We start from the raw sequence: 18,131 nt of genomic DNA, 5'->3' as shown, positions 1-18,131 counted from the left end.
AGTGCTCGTTCATGCTGTTTCCTCTGTGGCTAATCGGATGACTTGCCACTGGGAAACAATCAGAATAATGCCGGGTCGGCAATTACGGCATCAGCCGTAAAACACTGATCGAAAAGAACTTAGAGCAGGACGCCAGGACTACCAGGCATTATTCGGCACCCGGGATTATGACGAAGGACGTGAGTCCTTCGTCGTGAAGGCAATATGCAAAGCGCAGTCACACACGCCGTAGAGTCATTCGTCGTAGGGTCGTGCGTAGCCCGAGTGCGCCAACGGCGCTACTCGAGGCGGAGCAGCGACCCGGAGCGGGACGGCCCGGGCTGAGAAGGTTGTCGCCCTGCGCGAGTCCCGTCGGCGAGGGATCGACCCGACGGGTATCACGAGCGCAGACGCGACACTCCGGAGGTCACCGCTCGAGCAAGGCCTCCAGCACCAGCTCGGCCGTGCGCGCCGACGACATGGGATTCTGCCCCGTAACTAGATTGCGATCGCGCACGGCGAAGGGCGTGAAGTCGTCACCCTGGACGAAGTCACCGCTCAGCTCGCGCAGTCTGTCCTCGAGCAGGAAGGGCACGACCTCGGTCAGCGCGACGGCCTGCTCCTCGCTGTTGGTGAAGCCGGTCACCTGGTAGCCTGCGATCAACGGCTCGCCATTGCTGCGTGTCGCGCCGACCAACCCGCCTGGACCATGGCAGACGGCACCGATGACGGCGCCACGATCGGCGGCGTCACCCAGGATCCTGCCGAGATGCGCATCGCTCGGGAGATCGAAGACGGCGCCATGGCCGCCGGGCAGAAAGACGGCGACGAAATCGCCGAAGTCGATCTCGGCCAGGGGCACAGTGTCGCGCAGCCGCTCCATGGCCGTAGGGTTTTCGAGAAACCAGGCCACGTCATCCGGCGTCACATCGAGCTGCTCGAGACTCTTGGGGTCGTGCGGCGGCTCACCGCCTAGCGGCGAGGCGAGCACGACCTCGAAGCCGGCCTCGTCGAAGATGCGATAGGGCGCGGCCATCTCCTCGTACCAGAAGCCGGTCGAATGTCCACTGTCGCCAAGTCGATCGTGGGAAGTCAGAATCATCAGTATCTTCTCGGCCATGCGTTGTCTCCTGTTGCCAGTGCAACAGCGTCGGGATCAAGCGCTGGGTTTCAACCGCGGAGGCCGAGCGCCCACCATCAGAGAGCGTGACCGGGCAGCAGCCATGCATCGACTGAGCAGCGAGACATTCAGGCGATTCACCACATGCGCAGTCTCGGCGTCGAGCGGCGCACCGCCCAAGTCGACCAAGTGCGTGGCGTGCTGTCGGAGTAAGGCATCGAAATCCCCCAGGGGCGCGCGGCGGTGATGCGCCGCCTGCCCGTGATCCTTGAGCCCAGATCCCGCAGTTGACCGCTGCGCGCTTCATGCAAGGCCTGGATCGCGTTCAAGATCCGGGCTTCCTGCTGGCTCACCCGCCGGGTGGAGGCCGCCCAACCGCCGGATTTAGGTTGAAGATGGCGAGAACGCCTTGAGTGCGCGGCTGCGCGCTGAGCTCAACGGCCTGCTCGAGGAGCTGCGCCACCTCGATGCGCGCGTCGCGCATTCCGATGCCCAGATCCAGCACATCGCCGAGAGCGAGGACAGGAAGGCGCGCGAATTCCATCAGGGCACGCGCGGCGAGCTTGCTCGCGCACGACCATGCCGGACCTATGGCTGCAACAGTTCCTTCTGCCAACCAGAGATTTCCCTCTTACATCGCGGGGCGGATCCTATATGGAGGCTGGAAGCTGGTAGCTCTCTTCAGGCTGAAGGTGACGAGAAGCTGGCCGCCTGAAGCTGGCAGCCCCCATCCGCGTCCATCAGGCCCGTCCCCGAGCGGTGACGATCTCCTCCCGCGCCGCCCACGCGGTGATGTCCTCGCGACTGATCGCGGCAGCCATGAGAGCGGGAAACTGGTCGGGCGTGCAGGCGAAGGCGGGAATCCCCATAGCGGCGTATTGCGCCGCCATGCGGTGGTCGTAGAACGGCGCCCCTTCGTCGCTCAAGGCGAGCAGCGTGATGAACTCCGTGCCGGACGCCTTGATACTGGCCGCGCGCTTGAGCATGTCTGTCTCATCGCCGCCCTCGTAGAGGTCGCTGATCAGCACGAAGATGGTCTCGTCCGGTCGGCGAATGAGCTCCTGGCTGTAGGCCAGTGCGCGATTGATGTCCGTGCCGCCGCCGAGCTGGACCCCGAACAGCAGATCCACCGGATCTTCATGCAGGGCATCGCTGAGATCGACGACCGCGGTATCGAAGACCACCAGACGCGTGCTCAGCGCGGGCAAGGAGGCCATCACCGCGGCGAAGATGCTGGAGTAGACGACTGAGGTCGCCATGGAGCCGCTTTGGTCCACGCAGAGCACGACATCGCGCAGTGACGACCGCTTGCGGCCGAAACCGATGCGCACCTCGGGCACGATGGTGCGGTGCTCCGGCTGATAGTGCTTGAGGTTGGCCTTGATGGTCCTGTGCCAATCGATCTCATTGAGGCGTGGCCGACGATTGCGGATGGCGCGGTTGAGCGCGCCGCTCACGGCCTGACGCATGGGCTGCTCAAGCCGTCGCATGAGATCATCGACCACCCGCCGCACTACCTGACGCGCCGTGTCCTTGGTCCGCGCGGGGACCAGGTGCTTGAGGGTGATGAGGGTCGCGACCAAATGAACATCGGCCTCGACGGCATCCAGTACCTCGGGCTCGAGCAGCAGCTGCTCCAGGCCGAGCCGCTCGATGGCGTCCTTCTGCATCACCTGCACGACCGAGGACGGGAAATACTGGCGGATGTCGCCCAGCCAGCGCGCCAGGTTCGGCGAGGATCCAGCCAAGCTGCCACGCCGCTTGCTCTGGCCATAGACCGCGCTCAGGCATTGGTCGATACGGACATCTTCACCCTGCAGGGTCGACCCGATGCCGTCCGCCTGCTCGCCGCCCAGAATCAGGCGCCAGCGGCGCTCGCGCTCCGACTGGCTCATTCCCTGTCCTCCAGACCGAGAAGCCGCGACAGGAGGGGCAGCGTCGCCTCTGCCCGCGCCTGATCGAAATCACCGTCGCTCGGCGCTGCCCCCAACCGCGGCGCCATGCCGCGCTTGACCCGCTCGCCCATCTGACGACGCTCCGCGGGCTCGAAGCTGGAGAACGTCCGCCGCAGCACGGGGACGATCTGCATAAAGGCCTCTTGGCTGAGCGCACTCACCCATTGATCGATGAGCTGCCACAGGCTGTGGTCATGGATCAGCAGCTGACCGCTGTCGCGCAGAAAGCCGTCCAGCCAGGCGGCGGACTGACTGGGATCGCCACCCACCGACAGGGCCAGGCTCAGCTGGCGCGCGGCGCCCTCTTCCTCCAGAGCGCCGCTGTCGAGCAAGAGCCGGCAGCAGCGGCCACGGATGATGCCTTGCAGGCGCTGCATCTCGGCAAGCGCGGCGAGCGTGCGCAGCCAAGACGCCCGCAGCGCGGCGGCGTCGAGGATCTGCAGCCCTTCGTGAACGCCCTGGATCTGGGCGAAGATCCGCTCCGCCGCCTCCGCGTCGATACCGCTGCAGGCATTGGGCAGACCGATGAAGATGCGCGCGAGCACGCCTTCCAAGAGGGAGTCGACTTGCTCGAGCGCCGTCTTGCGCACATCGCCGTAACGGGCCAGCCGCGCCAGCTCGGGCACGGCATCCATCAGGGTCAGGACGTCAGCGGCGACCGCCGCCCGCGCTTGCAGCCGCGCGATGATGGGCTCGATCGCCTCGGGCAGCTCGGCCAGCAGGGCCTGCCGGGCCAAGCTGGCGAGCTGTCCGATGTCCTCGCACTCGCGGGCATCCTGCACGACAGCAGCGGTCGCCGCCTGCGCGATGCTGCTGCCCCAGCGGCCGGCCTCGATCAGCGCTACCTCGAAGTCGGGCTCCCATTTGAGCCGCCAGGATTCCTTGAAGGTGCCCTTGCCGCCTTCGGACCCGCCATCCCGCCCCCAGGGCAGGCTCAGGAGCCGGAGACGATGCAGTAGATGGCTGCGCGCCAGATCGTTCGGCTTGCGCAGATCCAGCATCAGACTCTGATCGCTGGCGCTCGGCTTGAGCCGCAGCCGGCGCTGCTGGGCGCGCAAGTCTTCCTGCAGTGGCGTCGACGGCGTCTCGGCAGGCACCTGACCCAGCCGCTCGCCAACGACCAAGCGCTCATGGATGAGCCGCATCGGCGCCGACTCGCCGAACAGCATGACGGCCTGGGCGGCGTCGTTGAATTCGGCGAGCGAGGGCAAGGGGCGCGCACGCATCGCCGCCAGCGACTCGGCAAGCCGCACCGACTCGATGACATGGGCGCTGGAGACGTCCAGCCCCTCGCCGCGCAGGGCATGGGCGACCTTGACGAGCCAGGGGGCCGCGACATCCCCATGCGCACCCCAGAGATGGTCGTACCAGCCGGGGGAGGCGATCCCGGCGCCATAGCCGCTGGCATAGCTCAAGCGGCCGTAGGTCCAGGGGACCCAGGTCGCCATGGTCTTGACCTTCGGAAGTCGCTTGAGGAGCCGGTTGTCCTCCGTCTGCTTGGGACGGCGCTCCAGCGCAGGTACATGCCAGGCACCGCAGACGACGGCGACGCGCTGAAAACCCTCCTTCTCCGCCGCGCGCACCACCCTGCGCATGGCGGCCTCGCGATAGCGCTCCATCAGCACAGGCTGCTGATCCAGCGTGCCCTCCAGATGCTCGCGCAGCGCGGTCATGGCCGCGCCGATGCCCGCGAACAGCGACTGGGTATCGCGGCGCTCCTCGACCAGGTGCTCCCACCAGCGCTCGCTGTCCTCGAAGCCGGCCGCCTGGGCGAGGAGCAGCATGGGGTCAGTACGCCAGGGCGCGGCAGGCTCCTCCTGCGGATCCGCTGATGTGCCTCCCTCTCCAGACGGGCCGTCCGCTCCATCGGCCGGCGTCTCGCCCTCGGACGTCTCCGCGCGCTCAAGCCGCCGCAGCGCGATGCGATTGGCAAGGGGCAGATCCATGAAACGAATCGGGATCTGCTGGCTCAAGCCATAGTGGATGGCCTGCCACTCAGGCGAAAAGCGAGCGAAGGGGTAATAGGAGGCGTCGCTCGGGTCGTCGGGGGCATAGACCAGCATGGCGACCGGCGGGCACATCTCGGCGTGGGCGGCGAGCGCCAACAGCTCATTGCCCTCCGGCGGCCCCTCGACGAGCAGGATGTCTGGCGCCAGGGACCGAAGGGCGTCGACCAGGCTGCGCGCGGAGCCCGGACCATGGTGCCGGACGCCGAAAACCTGGGTGTTCATAGCATCTCGCGACAGGCGCGATAGATGTCCTTCCAGCCGGAGCGCTCCTTGACGACCGTCTCCAGATACTCCTGCCAGACCACCTTGTCTTGCACCGGGTCCTTGACGACGGCACCCAGCAGACCGGACGCCAGGTCCGCCGCCCGCATCTGGCCGTCCCCGAAGTGGGCCGCGAGCGCCATGCCGCTGTTGACAACCGAAATGGCCTCCGCCGTGCTCAGGGTGCCCGAGGGCGTCTTGAGCTTGGTCTTGCCGTCCTCGGTCATGCCCTGGCGCAGCTCGCGAAAGACGGTGACGATCCGTTGGATCTCCTGCAGCGCCGGTTTCTCGGCCGGCAGCTCCAGCGCCCGACCCAGCCGCTCGACGCGCTGCTGCACGATCTCGGTCTCCTCCTCCAGCGTCGCCGGGAGCGGCAGCACGACGGTATTGAAACGGCGCTTGAGCGCGCTCGAGAGGTCATTGACGCCCTTGTCGCGGTTGTTGGCGGTTGCAATGACGTTGAAGCCCTTGAGCGCCTGGATCTCGGTGCTGAGCTCGGGGACGGGCAGCGTTTTTTCGGACAGGATGGTGATGAGGGTATCCTGCACGTCCGCCGGGATGCGGGTCAGCTCCTCGACCCGCACCAGCTCGCCCTTTTCGAGGGCCCGCATCACAGGACTGGGCACCAAGGCGGCCTCCGACGGACCCTCGGCGATCAGCCGCGCGTAATTCCAGCCGTAGCGCAGCGCCTCCTCGCCGATGCCCGCGGTCCCCTGCACCACCAGGGTCGAGTCGCCCGAGATGGCGGCCGCCAGGTGCTCCGAGACCCAGGACTTGGCCGTGCCCGGCAGACCATAGAGCAAGAGGGCGCGGTCCGTTGCCAGGGTCGAGATGGCGATCTCGATCAGCCGGGCCTGGCCGATGTACTTGGCGCCGATACGCACGCCGTTCTCCAGCTCGCCGCCCAGCAAGTAGGTCCGCACCGCCCAGGGCGACAGCTTCCAATTGGGCGGACGCGGATGCGCGTCGGCTGCGCGCAGCGCCTCCAGCTCATGGGCAAACTCCTGCTCGGCATGCTGGCGCAGGACGGATTCGTTTGGTGTCGGGGTGGTCAAGGCTCACCTCAGGGGGCTGAATCGATGTGTCACTCGGATGCAACCTGGACCCTGTCCAGGGCCCGGGGCATATCGCTGCGAAACCTCAAGACGTCCAGCATCTCCGTGGCGATCTTCTGCCAGGGGGAGGCGTCCTGGATGTAGGGCTCGAAGGCCTGCTCGGCCCGCTGGAGCAGCGCGGGGTCGAGGCGAGCGGCCGCGTGGCGCAAGGCCCGATAGCAGCCGTAGCCGTCGCGATCCGGCGACTGGTGGCGAAAACGCTGGAGACAGGCTTGAAGCAGGGCTTCCGAGAAGGCCGCGCTCCACGCATGCTCTAGGCTGTCGAGACGATCGAAGCCCCGCTGGAAGAGCTCGCTCGCACAGGGCATCGTGATCATTGTGGCGACCAAGTCCTCTTGCTCCGGTGGCCCAAGGAGCGCCCAAAGCTGCGGGCTGGAAGCTGGGATGCCGCGGAGCAGCGCCCGCGCCCAATCAGTGTCGCTGAAGCGCAGCGTCGCGCGCTGCCAGCCCGCCAGCAGCGGCTTCTGCCAGTCGTGCCCTTCGACCAGGGCGATAATCTCCTCGGGACTCGACTGCCAGGACTCCGCCCAGTGGCGAGGATCGACCAGGCCCAGCATCTGCTCGAGCCACCATGCCTTCTGGCCGAGTCCCTTGGGCGCCTTCTCGCTGATCCCGAGCCTCTCCCAGGCCTTGTCCCAAGCCTCGGGCAGGCGGACGTCGAGCTGCCCCCGACGCCCCTTGAGCTTCGCGATCAGGCCGGCCTTGGGCGCGAGCGTCAGCCAGCCGCCGAGGAGCTCGCGCAGCCGCGCCTGCAAGGTAGAATCCGGCAGCTTGGCGAGCAGCTCGGCGGCATAGGAGCGCACCTCCTTGCTGCGATCCGCAAGCGCGGCGGTGAGGAATTCCGCGTCCTGGGACTCGAGCCCTTGGCTCAGGGCCTCGATCAGCCGCCGCCGCTCGCGTGCCCCTTCCTGTTTCCAGACCTCGGCCAGCCGCGCGCGGGCCGATTCCGGATCCTCCAGACGCAGCTGGATCAGCCAAGCGAGACGCTGCTCCAGGCTGCCGGTCTCCCAGAGGGCGTCGTCGCGTCCCTGGCCGTCGGACGCATCGAGCAGCGGCGCCCACTCCGGATTCTGGGCCGCGAGCCAATGCCCCTTGGCGCCGATGACCGCCATGATGGCTCGCCTGAGCCCCTGGTCACGGACCGCCATGCCCAAGAGTGTCGGGATGCTAGTCTCGGGGACGCGCAGGCCGCGTTGCGCCAGAAGCCCCAGCCACTCCCCGAGCAGGTGTCTGAGACGCTCGTCGCCCAGGATGAGCCTGAGGTGGCCCGCGCTTGCCGGCACTGGCCTGGAATCCGGCGCGGCCGGCTGGGGCGGGGGTGTGGTCCGCCGCATCGCGGCTCGACCGGCCTGCGCATAGGTGCCGACGACGGCCGCGCACCTGAGCAGCTGCGCTCCAGGCTCGGCGTCTTGCCCCTGAAGCGCGGTGAGCGCCTCGCCGAGGCGGCCATCGGACGACCAAGTCTTGCCGCCGCGCTCGGTGCCGAGCAGGGCGGTGCGGACCAGATCGCCCCAGAGCTCCATCAGACGAGCTCCATTTGCGCCGCCTGCATCCCCTGGACGCGGCCGTCGGCGATGACGGTGAGCGGGAAGAAGGCCTCGCCATCCCATTCGCCGAAGACATCCAGCCCCCGCCCGCCGCCGATGGCGAGGAGCTCCCAGCGCAGCGGGAACTGGCGGGCGATCGGGACGGACTTGCCAGCGCCGTCCACGAGGAGCCATTCATCGCCCTGCTTCAGGGGTGCGACCTGACCCAGGGTGGCTGGGAAGCGCTCGATCCAAGGCATCCGCGTCAGACACTCGGCATAGCCGGCATAGAGTGCATCGAGCCCGCCGAGCGCCCCGGCCATCAGGGACGCTGCATCGACGTCCTGAGGCGCGTCCTGGGTCTTGATCAAGGCGCGCAGCGGCCAGGCGCTGGGATAGAAGACCAGCTCGCCGAAGATGCTCGCCCCCTCCACAGGGGTGATCGGCAGAACAGCGCTGGCCGCGGCGAAGTCCAGCAGCAGCGCCCAGCGCCGCGTCTGCTCACCGCGCAGCCAGGTCCGCTGGACCTGAAGCCGCTCTTCCTCGGCAATCCACTTGCCCATGACACGCCAGCTGTCCTCGATCCCGGTTTGGGCCAAGAGCCGCTCCTTGTTGTGCGGCAGGCCAACCAGCTCCTCCAGATCCGCCGCCAGGGGCTCGGGCAGGCTCGCGCGGCGCGGATAGGCGTCGAGCAGGAGCTGCAGCCCTGACAAGGCGCGCAGGGCAGACCCCTGCCAATCCTCGGAGAGGTAGCGGGCCTCCTGGCAGCGCCGCAGCCAGCGCGCCAGTCCGGGGGCCTGAGCATCCACCAGTCGCGCACGCATGTGATCCCAGGCCTGGGTCTGATCCAAGGCGCGTGCCAGCCCCTGGCGCAGGCTGTCGTCGAGCCAATGCTGCAGCTCGGCGATCCCAGCAAGTATCTTCTCCTCGCGCTGCTCACGGCGCTTCCCCTGGGCCGCGGCACGACGCCGGCGTGTCTCATCGTCGACGGGCTTATCATCTTCGGCCGCATCTCGCTTCGCCTGTCGCTCGGCCCGAGCCTCGCGCTTCTCGAGCCATTCCGCGACCCACTCCGGCGGCGTATCCGAGGCGAAGGCCTGAGCGGCCTCGGCATGGGCGAAGGCGAGCCCGAGGCCATGCTTGCAGGGAAACTTGCGGCTGGGACAGGAGCACTTGAAGGCTGGCCCGGCGACGTCGATGCAGGCCTGATAGGGCTTGCTGCCGCTGCCCTCGATCTCGCCCCAGATGAGCCGCTCCGTCTGGCCGAGCGTCTGCCATTTGGCCGCGCTGCCGAGCTTGCGTCCCGCAGCGGCGGAAGCGGCGTCGGGCGCCATGGCGCCGACCTGCTCGGCCGTCCACGCCGACGCCACGGCAGCGCTAGCCCAGCTCGGCCTGGAGGTCGTCGAGCAGCTCCAGCGGATCCACGACGATCCCGGTGCCGTCCGGCGCAGGAAAGACGGAGACCAGGCGGCCATCGCGCGCCATGCCGCGCAGCCAGCGGCTCATGAAGACATCCAGGTCCAGCGCCTCGGCCCGGCAATCCGACCAGTCGGCGTCGGCGACCGTCTCGGCCAGGTCGGGCGCAGGCCAGAATGGGAAGCAGTCGTGCCCGTCCTCGTCGCAGAAGGCCACGAAGCCGCCGGGGCCCGCGAGCGTCCAGACCTTTCTCTGGCCGGCGATCTCGCTGACGAAATAGACGTAGCGCTCGTCCGCGGGGAGGTTGAAGAGCGCGGCCATGGCTTGGCTTGACTGAGGTGCGTTCATCAGACGGGTTGTCCTCGCTGGGGCAATGGATGCGGGAGTTGAGCCGCTTCAGGGGGCGTGTCTCGGCCGCGCGGAGCCCAGACTCTAGCAGCCGCCTCGAAGCAGCGAAAGACTTGTCCGCACACGCCGGCGCGCAGGCCGAAGCCCGGCGAAGGCGCATCTCGGGCTCGAGGATGCAGCTCGTCCGAAGCACGTCCTCTCGACTTGTCCCGGGCCGACAAGGGATCGCAAAATAGGAGGATTGACCTGGATAGCCAGAGGGGTGAATCCATGAAGTGGTACGGGATCATGCTCGGCGCCATCCTCGGCACCGCGGTCGGGACCTTGATTGGATACTTCCTGGTCCCCGGCATGCTTAAATAGGTATTGATACGGACCGTTCGTGCGACGCGCGCGATCGCTCGGGCCCTCGCCCTCGTCCGCGTCCACTCGAAGGCTCGATCGCCGGCGCCGCCGACTGCGACCTCTAGCCCTGCGGGTGCTCGATTCTGCTGGAGATCTGCCGATGAGGCCACTGAGATACCGCGTCAGGCCAGGTAACTGGGATTTCGCCGGGGCCACCGTTATGGAGGGCGGTGTCAACTTCTGCGTCTTCTCGCGCTATGCGGAGCAGATGCAGCTGCTGTTGTTCGAGGACGAGGACAGCACCGACCCCTACGAAGTCATTCCGCTCGACGCTCACGTCAATCGTACCTTCTTTTTCTGGCATGTCTTCGTCGAGGGGCTGCCCGACGGCACCTTCTACAATTGGCGCGCCGACGGCCATGCAGATACCCGTGAGACGGGAAGCCGGCTCGACCGCGACAAGGCCTTGCTCGACCCCTGGGCCACGAGCATCAACGATCGGCTCTGGGACCGAGCCGCCGCCTGCCACCCCGGGGACAACGTCGACACCGCCATCCGCGGCCAGGTCGTGCGAGACGACTACGACTGGGAGGGCGACAAGCCGCTCCACATTCCCATGAGTCAGGCGGTCATCTACGAGGTGCACGTCGGCGGCTTCACGCGCCACCCCTCCTCCGGCGTCGCCCACCCCGGAACCTTCGAGGGCATCATCGAGAAGATTCCCTACCTGCAGGATCTGGGCATCACCCATGTCGAGCTGATGCCCGTCATGGCCTTCGACGCCCAGGACGTCCCTCCCAAGACGGCCGAAATGGGCCTCGAGAATTACTGGGGCTACAGCACCCATAGCTTCTTCGCGCCGCATCCAGGTTTCGCGGTGCGCGCCGTGCGGGCGCGCGACGAGTTCCGCGACATGATCAAGGCCTTTCACAAGGCCGGCATTGGGGTCATCCTCGACGTGGTCTTCAACCATACGGCAGAAGGCGGCGAGGACGGCCCCGTCATCAGCTTCAAGGCCTTCGGCAACGAGATGTTCTACCATCTCGACTTCGACGACCGCCGCCGCTACCGCGACTACACCGGCTGCGGGAACACCATGAACTGCAATCACCCCATGGTGACCCGCTTCCTGATCGACGCCATCCTCTACTGGGTACGGCACATGCACGTGGACGGTTTCCGCTTCGACCTCGCCAGCGCCCTGGCAAGGGGCGAGGACGGCAACCCTCAGTACCACGCCCCAGTGCTCTGGGCCATCGAGCTGTCACCCTCGCTCAGCCGAGCGCACATCATCGCCGAGGCCTGGGATGCCGCCGGGCTCTACCAGGTCGGAGACTTCCCGGGCTACCGCTGGGCGGAGTGGAACGGCCGCTACCGTGATGTCATCCGCGCCTTCGTGCGCGGCGACCCCGGCCTGGTGGCCGAGGTCGCGACCCGTATCGCCGGCTCCAGCGACATGTATCAGCCGCGCGGGCGGCTGCCGATGAGCTCCATCAACTTCGTTACCTGCCACGACGGCTTCACGCTCTGCGATCTGGTCAGCTACAACGACAAGCACAACCTGGCCAACGGCGAGGACAATCGCGACGGCCACGACCACAATCTGAGCTGGAACTGCGGCTCCGAGGGGCCCACGGACGACCCGGGCATCCAGGCACTGCGCCGCCGCCAGGCGCGCAATTTCATCAGCATCCTCATGCTGAGCCAGGGCGTGCCCATGCTGCTCGCGGGAGACGAGGTCTTCCGCACCAAGCAGGGCAACAACAACACCTACTGCCAAAACAACGAGCTCTCCTGGTCCGACTGGGGACTGGTCGACACCAACAAGGACATGCTCGACTTCGTGCGCGCCATGATCGCACTGCGCAGACGCCACCCGAGCCTGATGCGCGAGCGCTTCCTCACCGGCAAGCCCGAGCGCGGACAGGCGCTGGCCGACATCACCTGGCACGGCATCGGACTCGAGCAGCCGGAGTGGGACGATCCGAATAGCCATGTGCTCGCCTTCACGCTCTCAGGCAAGGCGGAGGACGAGCCGCCGATGCACGTCATGCTCAACATGGGAGCGCACCTGCTGGAGTTCGCCGTCCCGACGCTGCAGGGGTTGCGCTGGTGCCTTGCCGTCGATACCTCTGACGATCAGGGGGTGATCGACCCGGACGCTCAGGAGCCCATCGCCCCCGGCCGCGTCAAGGTCGGCTCACACACAGTCGTGGTGCTGGAAGCCAGACCCTGCTGACGCCGCAGGGTCGCACCGCGCCACTCGAAGCTCACAGGGGACAGAGAGATGCAGCTTGGAATGATCGGCCTCGGCCGCATGGGCGCAAACATGGTGATGCGCCTGCTGCGCGCCGGGCACGAATGCGTCGTCTACGACCGTGATCCAAAGGCGATCCAGACGCTCGTGGACCAGGGCGCCGAGGGGGCCACCGACATGGCGGACCTCTGCGCCAAGCTGGCCCCGCCTCGCAACATCTGGATGATGGTGCCCGCAGGCGTGGTGGATGCCGTCATCTCGGACGTCAGCCCCCACCTGGCAGCGGGCGACACGCTGATCGACGGGGGCAACTCCAATTATCGCGACGATCTGAAGCATGCCGAGCGACTTCGACCCGAGGGAATCCACTTCATCGACTGTGGCACCAGCGGCGGCGTCTGGGGACTGGAGCGCGGCTACTGTCTGATGATCGGCGGCGATGACGAAGCCGTCGAGCGCCTCGACCCCATCTTCGCGGCCCTCGCGCCCGGAGCGGGCGAGATCGAGCGTACGCACGGGCGCTCCGGCCCCGCCAGTCGATCGGAGCAAGGCTACCTCCACTGCGGCCCCAATGGTGCGGGCCACTTCGTGAAGATGGTCCACAACGGCATCGAATACGCCCTCATGGCCGCCTATGCCGAGGGCTTCAACCTGCTGAGACACGCCGGTGTCGGCCGCAACGACCATGAGGTCGACGCCGAAACGGCGCCGCTCAGCAACCCCGAGCACTATCAGTACGACATCCCCGTCGCCGAGGTCGCCGAGGTCTGGCGCCGCGGCAGCGTGGTCGCATCCTGGCTGCTCGATCTGACGGCCAATGCGCTCCTCGAAGATCCCGATCTCAAGGGCTTTGGCGGCCGGGTCTCGGACTCCGGCGAGGGCCGCTGGACCTGCCTGGCGGCGATCGAGACAGGCACTCCAGCGCCATTGTTGACGACCGCCCTCTTCGAGCGTTTCAGCTCGCGTGGCGAGGCAGACTTCGCCAATCAGATCCTGTCCGCAATGCGCTACCAGTTCGGCGGGCACCACGAGAAGCCGAAGGACTGAATCCCGCACCGCAGCCCCTCGCTAGCCCGCGAGGGCGCAGCTCACTGCCGCGCACACCTGACGCCCCAGGAGAAGCCCCGTGTCCAACGAGCGCCTGAACGCCGAGATCGCGCCGCCCGCGCCCCCGAACGTCATGATCATCTTCGGCGCCGGGGGCGATCTGACGAAGCGCAAGCTGATTCCCGCCCTCTTCTATCTGTGCCAAGGCGGCCTGCTCCCCGAAACCTTCGCCATCCTCGGACTGGACCGGTTGGAGATGGACGACGAGGCCTTCCGTGACGGCATGGCGGATGCGGTCAAGGAGCACGTCGGATCCGCCTGGAACGAGGCGACCTGGCGCAAGCTGTGCCACCATCTGCACTATATGCAGGGCAACATCAAGGAAGAGGCGACCTACATGGCAGTCTGTGAGCGACTGTCCCGCCTGGACGCCGAGCGCGGCACCGAGGGCAACTACCTCTTCTACCTCGCTGTCCCCCCGAGCCTCTTTCCGGACATCACCAGACATTTGGGGGCCGTCGGTCTCACGGCCGAATCCGAGGACGACTGGCGCCGCGTCATCATCGAGAAGCCCTTCGGCAATGACGTCGAGAGCGCCAAGGCCCTCAACGGCATGCTCCACGAGACGCTCGACGAGGATCAGATCTACCGGATCGACCACTATCTGGGCAAGGAGACGGTCCAGAACATCATGGTGTTCCGCTTCGCGAACGGTTTCATCGAGCCCTTTTGGAACCGCCAGCACATCGACCACGTGCAGATCACGGTCGCCGAGTCGGTCGGCGTCGAGCACCGCGGCGAATACTACGAGCAGGCCGGCGCGCTGCGCGACATGATCCCCAATCACCTGCTGGTCCTCCTGGGATTCTTGGCGATGGAGCCGCCCAACTCCTTCGAGTCGGGGGCGGTCCGCGACGAGATCAACAAGGTCCTGGATGCCATTCACCCCCTGACGCCCGAGCAGGTCCTCACCCATGCCGTACGAGGACAATACGGCGAAGGCGTCATGCCGACGGGGGAAAGGGTGCCTGCCTACCGGTCGTCACCCGGGGTCTCGCCCACATCCGGCCGCGAGACCTATGCGGCGCTCAAGCTGACCATGGACAACTGGCGCTGGGCCGGCGTGCCCTTCTACCTGCGCACCGGAAAGCGCCTTGCGGCCCAGTACACGGAGATCGTCATCCAGTACAAGCGCGCGCCCAAGATCATGTTCAAGAACACCGACATCGAGCAGATGACACCGGACATGCTGGTCCTGCGGATTCAGCCGAACGAAGGCATCCAGATGAGCTTCGGTGCCAAGATCCCAGGTCCGCGCATGCGTGTGGGCACGGTCAACATGGACTTCTGCTACGCCGACTATTTCGGCAATGCCCCGGCAACCGGCTATGAGACGCTCATCTACGATTGCATGAACGGCGACGCCACGCTCTTCAAGCACGCGGACACGGTCGAGAAGGGCTGGGAGATCGTCGAATCCGTCATGGACGTGTGGAACGCCCTGCCGGCGCGCGACTTCCCCAATTACGCCGCCGGCACCTGGGGGCCGGCAGCCGCGGGAGACCTGCTGAAGAACGACGGCAGGCTCTGGCGACGCATCAAGACACCCTGATGCCCCTGTGCTCCCTGCCGTCTGCGCCTCGGCCGAGGCTCTGCCGATGAATCCGATCGAAACCCGCCAAGCCCATTGCCCTTGGTGCGACGCGCCGTTGGAGATCGCGCTGGATGTGACCACCGGCAGCAACAGCTACATCGAAGACTGCCAGATCTGCTGTGCCCCAATCCGCATCGCATTCGAGATCGGAGCCTGGGAGCCGGACGAGATCGCCTTCAACCTGACCCGCGACGGAGACTGAACGCCAAATGAGTCAGACGCCATTGGTTCTCGCCTCGACCTCCCCCTTTCGGCGCGAGCTGCTGGAGCGACTAGGACTGAGCTTCTCGGCCGCATCACCTGAGGTCGATGAGGCGCGACGGCCAGACGAGCCCGCGCAAGTCCTGGTCCTGCGCCTCGCCGAGGCCAAGGCGCGCGCCGTCGCCAGCCAATACCCCAATGCACTCATCATCGGCTCGGACCAGGTCGCCTGCCTGGATGATGCCATTCTTGGCAAGCCGGGATCGCGGGAGAACGCCATCGCACAGCTCGAGCGTGCGTCCGGACGCACGGTCTTGTTTCAAACTGGACTCTGTCTCCTCGACGCCCGCAACGGCCAGGCACAGACCCTCGTCGAGCCCTTTCGCGTCCACTTTCGGCAACTGAGTCGCGCCCAGATCCAAGGCTATGTGGATCGCGATCAGCCCTACAACTGCGCCGGGAGCTTCAAATCGGAAGGGCTCGGCATCACGCTCTTCGAGCGCATGGAAGGCGACGACCCCAGCGCGCTCATCGGACTGCCGCTGATTCGCCTCGTGCCACTGCTGGAAGCAGCGGGTCTCTGTCCCCTAGGTTGTTGAATCCATTGACCGTATTGGGGTTTCTGCGCATTGCAAAGCCGTCCCGTGTGGGCGACACTTCAGGCTGTGCAACAAAGACTCAGCATAGAGTCAGGATATTTCAGGGGGTTTTCCGAAAATGCGTCCCGCACCCATCTCTTCCCGGATGCTTTGGGTCTCGGCGTGCTTCCTGCCACTCGTCTTCTTGGCCGGATGTGCCAGTACCGGCGGCGGTCAGCACGGGCTAGGGCCTGAGATTGGCGAATCGGGCATCAACTACGGCGCTTCGCGCGAGTTTCCCGTCCCGGACGACCTCCAAGACAATGTCGATTTTTGGCGACACGTCTACGGCATCTGGAGCCGCGGCGAGGTCGCGATTCACGACGACGAGCACCTCGGGGTCGTTTACGAGGTCGTTCAGCTGCCGGGCTCCATCCAAGGCGGCTACAGCAGCGCGCAAAAGAGCCTTGTCCGGGCGCGCAAGCGGCACTACGAGGCCCAGCTCGCGAGCCTGGAGCGGCGCCTGCGCGCCGGAGAGCGCCTCTCGGGCATCGACAAGGCGATCGCACGGAAATTCAAGCGTCATGGCGGCGCGGGAGCCATCTATGGCGCGTCCGAGCGCGTGCGAAGCCAGCGAGGGCTGCGCGAGCGCTTCAAGCGTGGCGTCGAGATCAGCGGACGCTATGACGACATCTTCCGCGACATCATGCGCAAGTATGGCGTCCCGGAGGACCTGGCCTATCTGCCGCACGTCGAATCATCCTTCCAGACCCATGCGCGATCGAGCGCTGGAGCCGGCGGCGTCTGGCAGTTCATGCCCTCGACCGGTCGGCAGTACATGCGCGTCGACAGCGCCATCGACGAGCGCTTCGACCCCATCTTGGCGGCCGACGGCGCCGCGCGCTATCTGGCGCAGGCCCATGCCAAGCTCGGCAGCTGGCCGCTGGCCATCACCTCCTACAATCACGGCCAAGGAGGAATGGCGAAAGCGAAGGCCCAACATGGGAATGACATCGGTCGCATCGTCAACGATTACAAAGGCCGCTATTTCGGCTTCGCATCCCGGAATTTCTACGCCGAGTTCGTCGCGGCCCGGGAGGTCGCCCGTCATCCGAACCGCTACTTCAGTGGGGGCGTGCGCTATGAGAAGCCCTGGCCGCACGACCGCCTGGTTCTCAGATATGGCATGCCGGCCGACCATCTCGCGCAACATTATGGGACGAGCAAATACCGCCTCGCCGATCTCAACATGCACTGGCGTAAGAAGGTCGTCAACGGCAAGACCCATATCCCCGCGGGGGCGACCGTATGGCTGCCGACGGGCAGCATGAAGCGGGTGGCGAGCCATCCACCCCGCTACACAGCGCCCGTACTGGTTGCTAGCACCAGGGCATCTCGGCCGACGGTGCGCTCGACTCAGACCATCGCAAAGGCCAAGAAATCGGCGAAGCCCGTTGCTCGCGCACGCCCCGCCCCCAAGGCAAGGGCGCGCTATCACGTCGTCAAGCCCCAGGAAACCCTCTACCGCGTCGCGGTAAAGAATGGAATCACAGTCTCGCAGCTACGCAAGCTCAACAAGATGCGGCCGGACGACACCAAGATACGTCCTGGTCAGAAGCTCATCGTGGGAATCTAGGATTCGACGCCCCCGCACAGGGATGTGCGGAGCTCGACGACGCGGCTAGGCAAGGAAGGCTCGGCGATTCATCGCTATGAGGCGCGGCTAAATCGCCCCCTCTCCAGACCAGCGCCCGCTCTCCGACCCGATCAATCGGCTCCGCAGAAGTCTCTGCATTCCCGCATCGACTGGAAGGGCACTTGGCCGGCACAACCGCCATAACTGAAGGCCTTGCAGCGATTGTCGGCATAGTCGAAGTAGAACTTCAGCTGCCGCTGACGGCAGGGACCAGGATCCGGCTTCGCCAGGCAGCTCACTGGGAGCTCGCCCTCCTGCGCAGCCCCATGTCCCGCACAGCCGCTGACCGAGATGCCGGCAGCCAGCAAAGAGACGCTGAGCAAGCGCCACATCCCCATCATGCGATACCTCATCCCCAAGAGATCAGCATCTCTTGAGTCTCCAAACTGAGCCCACCCGCTGTCCATCGGACAAGAGAATACCCTCGAGCCAGGGAGCAGACTATAGGGAGGATCAGGCTCGCAAGGCGTCGGCGGACGGCAGGACTTGAGAGCGGATCTCGTTCCGAGCGAGATGGAGACGCCCCGAAACGGTAACTTCTCAATAGGTCGTGGCAGCCTTGGCTGAGGAGATCCGTTAGAGTATTGCCTCGGCCCCGAATCCTGACCTTCGAATCGCTCCCGG

General features: G+C 66.2%; 15 protein-coding genes. 7 read left to right on the top strand and 8 right to left on the bottom strand.

Annotated elements, in window-relative coordinates:
- Positions 1 to 406: 406 nt before the first annotated feature.
- A complete protein-coding gene (locus G3446_RS22180) occupies positions 407 to 1,099 on the bottom strand; it encodes a type 1 glutamine amidotransferase domain-containing protein (RefSeq protein WP_164455395.1) in 693 nt (230 codons plus the stop codon).
- Positions 1,100 to 1,508: 409 nt separating this feature from the next.
- Between G3446_RS22180 and G3446_RS22175 the strand changes: the two genes are divergently transcribed.
- Positions 1,509 to 1,814 carry a hypothetical protein gene (locus tag G3446_RS22175; RefSeq protein ID WP_164455394.1) on the top strand — a complete coding sequence of 102 codons (306 nt, stop codon included), beginning with the start codon at positions 1,509 to 1,511 and terminating at the stop codon, positions 1,812 to 1,814.
- Positions 1,815 to 1,839: 25 nt separating this feature from the next.
- On the opposite strand, the gene G3446_RS22170 is transcribed toward G3446_RS22175, so the two are convergent.
- The 6 genes from G3446_RS22170 to G3446_RS22145 are packed head-to-tail and all read right to left on the bottom strand — an operon-like array spanning position 1,840 to position 9,729.
- Complete coding sequence (locus G3446_RS22170) at positions 1,840 to 2,994, bottom strand: VWA domain-containing protein (RefSeq protein ID WP_164455393.1); 1,155 nt, start codon at positions 2,992 to 2,994, stop codon at positions 1,840 to 1,842.
- The gene (locus G3446_RS22165; protein WP_164455392.1) at positions 2,991 to 5,285 is read right to left on the bottom strand and encodes a DUF5682 family protein; all 2,295 of its coding nucleotides are present in this window, start codon (positions 5,283 to 5,285) and stop codon (positions 2,991 to 2,993) included. Before G3446_RS22165 ends, G3446_RS22170 begins: the two co-directional genes overlap by 4 nt.
- Positions 5,282 to 6,379, bottom strand: coding sequence for an ATP-binding protein (locus tag G3446_RS22160; protein ID WP_164455391.1), 1,098 nt, complete (start codon positions 6,377 to 6,379; stop codon positions 5,282 to 5,284). The genes G3446_RS22165 and G3446_RS22160 overlap by 4 nt, the downstream gene beginning before the upstream one ends.
- Positions 6,380 to 6,408: 29 nt before the next feature.
- A complete protein-coding gene (locus G3446_RS22155) occupies positions 6,409 to 7,962 on the bottom strand; it encodes a DUF5691 domain-containing protein (protein ID WP_164455390.1) in 1,554 nt (517 codons plus the stop codon).
- On the bottom strand, positions 7,962 to 9,335 hold the full coding sequence (locus G3446_RS22150; protein WP_164455389.1) for a hypothetical protein: 1,374 nt from the start codon (positions 9,333 to 9,335) through the stop codon (positions 7,962 to 7,964). The genes G3446_RS22155 and G3446_RS22150 overlap by 1 nt, the downstream gene beginning before the upstream one ends.
- Positions 9,336 to 9,342: 7 nt before the next feature.
- Positions 9,343 to 9,729 (bottom strand): DUF2750 domain-containing protein, encoded by a 387-nt coding sequence (locus G3446_RS22145; RefSeq protein WP_164455388.1) that lies wholly within the window; start codon positions 9,727 to 9,729, stop codon positions 9,343 to 9,345.
- 505 nt (positions 9,730 to 10,234) lie between these two features.
- On the opposite strand from G3446_RS22145, the gene glgX reads away from it, so the two are divergent.
- The 6 genes from glgX (at position 10,235) to G3446_RS22115 (ending at position 17,447) form a co-directional block, all read left to right on the top strand.
- Complete coding sequence (glgX, locus tag G3446_RS22140) at positions 10,235 to 12,313, top strand: glycogen debranching protein GlgX (protein WP_164455385.1); 2,079 nt, start codon at positions 10,235 to 10,237, stop codon at positions 12,311 to 12,313.
- 48 nt (positions 12,314 to 12,361) lie between these two features.
- Positions 12,362 to 13,378, top strand: coding sequence for a phosphogluconate dehydrogenase (NAD(+)-dependent, decarboxylating) (gene gnd, locus G3446_RS22135; protein WP_164455383.1), 1,017 nt, complete (start codon positions 12,362 to 12,364; stop codon positions 13,376 to 13,378).
- Between the two features lie 133 nt (positions 13,379 to 13,511).
- Positions 13,512 to 14,990 carry a glucose-6-phosphate dehydrogenase gene (zwf, locus tag G3446_RS22130; protein WP_164455396.1) on the top strand — a complete coding sequence of 493 codons (1,479 nt, stop codon included), beginning with the start codon at positions 13,512 to 13,514 and terminating at the stop codon, positions 14,988 to 14,990.
- A gap of 46 nt (positions 14,991 to 15,036) precedes the next feature.
- Positions 15,037 to 15,234, top strand: a complete 198-nt coding sequence (locus G3446_RS22125; protein WP_164455381.1) for a zinc ribbon domain-containing protein — start codon at positions 15,037 to 15,039, stop codon at positions 15,232 to 15,234.
- Positions 15,235 to 15,241: 7 nt separating this feature from the next.
- Positions 15,242 to 15,832 carry a Maf family protein gene (locus tag G3446_RS22120; RefSeq protein WP_164455380.1) on the top strand — a complete coding sequence of 197 codons (591 nt, stop codon included), beginning with the start codon at positions 15,242 to 15,244 and terminating at the stop codon, positions 15,830 to 15,832.
- Positions 15,833 to 15,950: 118 nt separating this feature from the next.
- Positions 15,951 to 17,447, top strand: a complete 1,497-nt coding sequence (locus G3446_RS22115) for a lytic transglycosylase domain-containing protein (protein WP_164455378.1) — start codon at positions 15,951 to 15,953, stop codon at positions 17,445 to 17,447.
- 131 nt (positions 17,448 to 17,578) lie between these two features.
- Here G3446_RS22115 and G3446_RS22110 read toward each other — a convergent pair whose 3' ends face one another.
- A complete protein-coding gene (locus G3446_RS22110; RefSeq protein WP_164455375.1) occupies positions 17,579 to 17,860 on the bottom strand; it encodes a BPTI/Kunitz domain-containing protein in 282 nt (93 codons plus the stop codon).
- Positions 17,861 to 18,131: the final 271 nt, after the last annotated feature.

This window comes from Thiorhodococcus minor (assembly GCF_010820565.1).
Classification (GTDB): domain Bacteria; phylum Pseudomonadota; class Gammaproteobacteria; order Chromatiales; family Chromatiaceae; genus Thiorhodococcus; species Thiorhodococcus minor.
The sequence above is the reverse complement of the archived record's forward strand: the minus strand, read 5'-3'. Positions and strand labels throughout refer to the sequence as shown.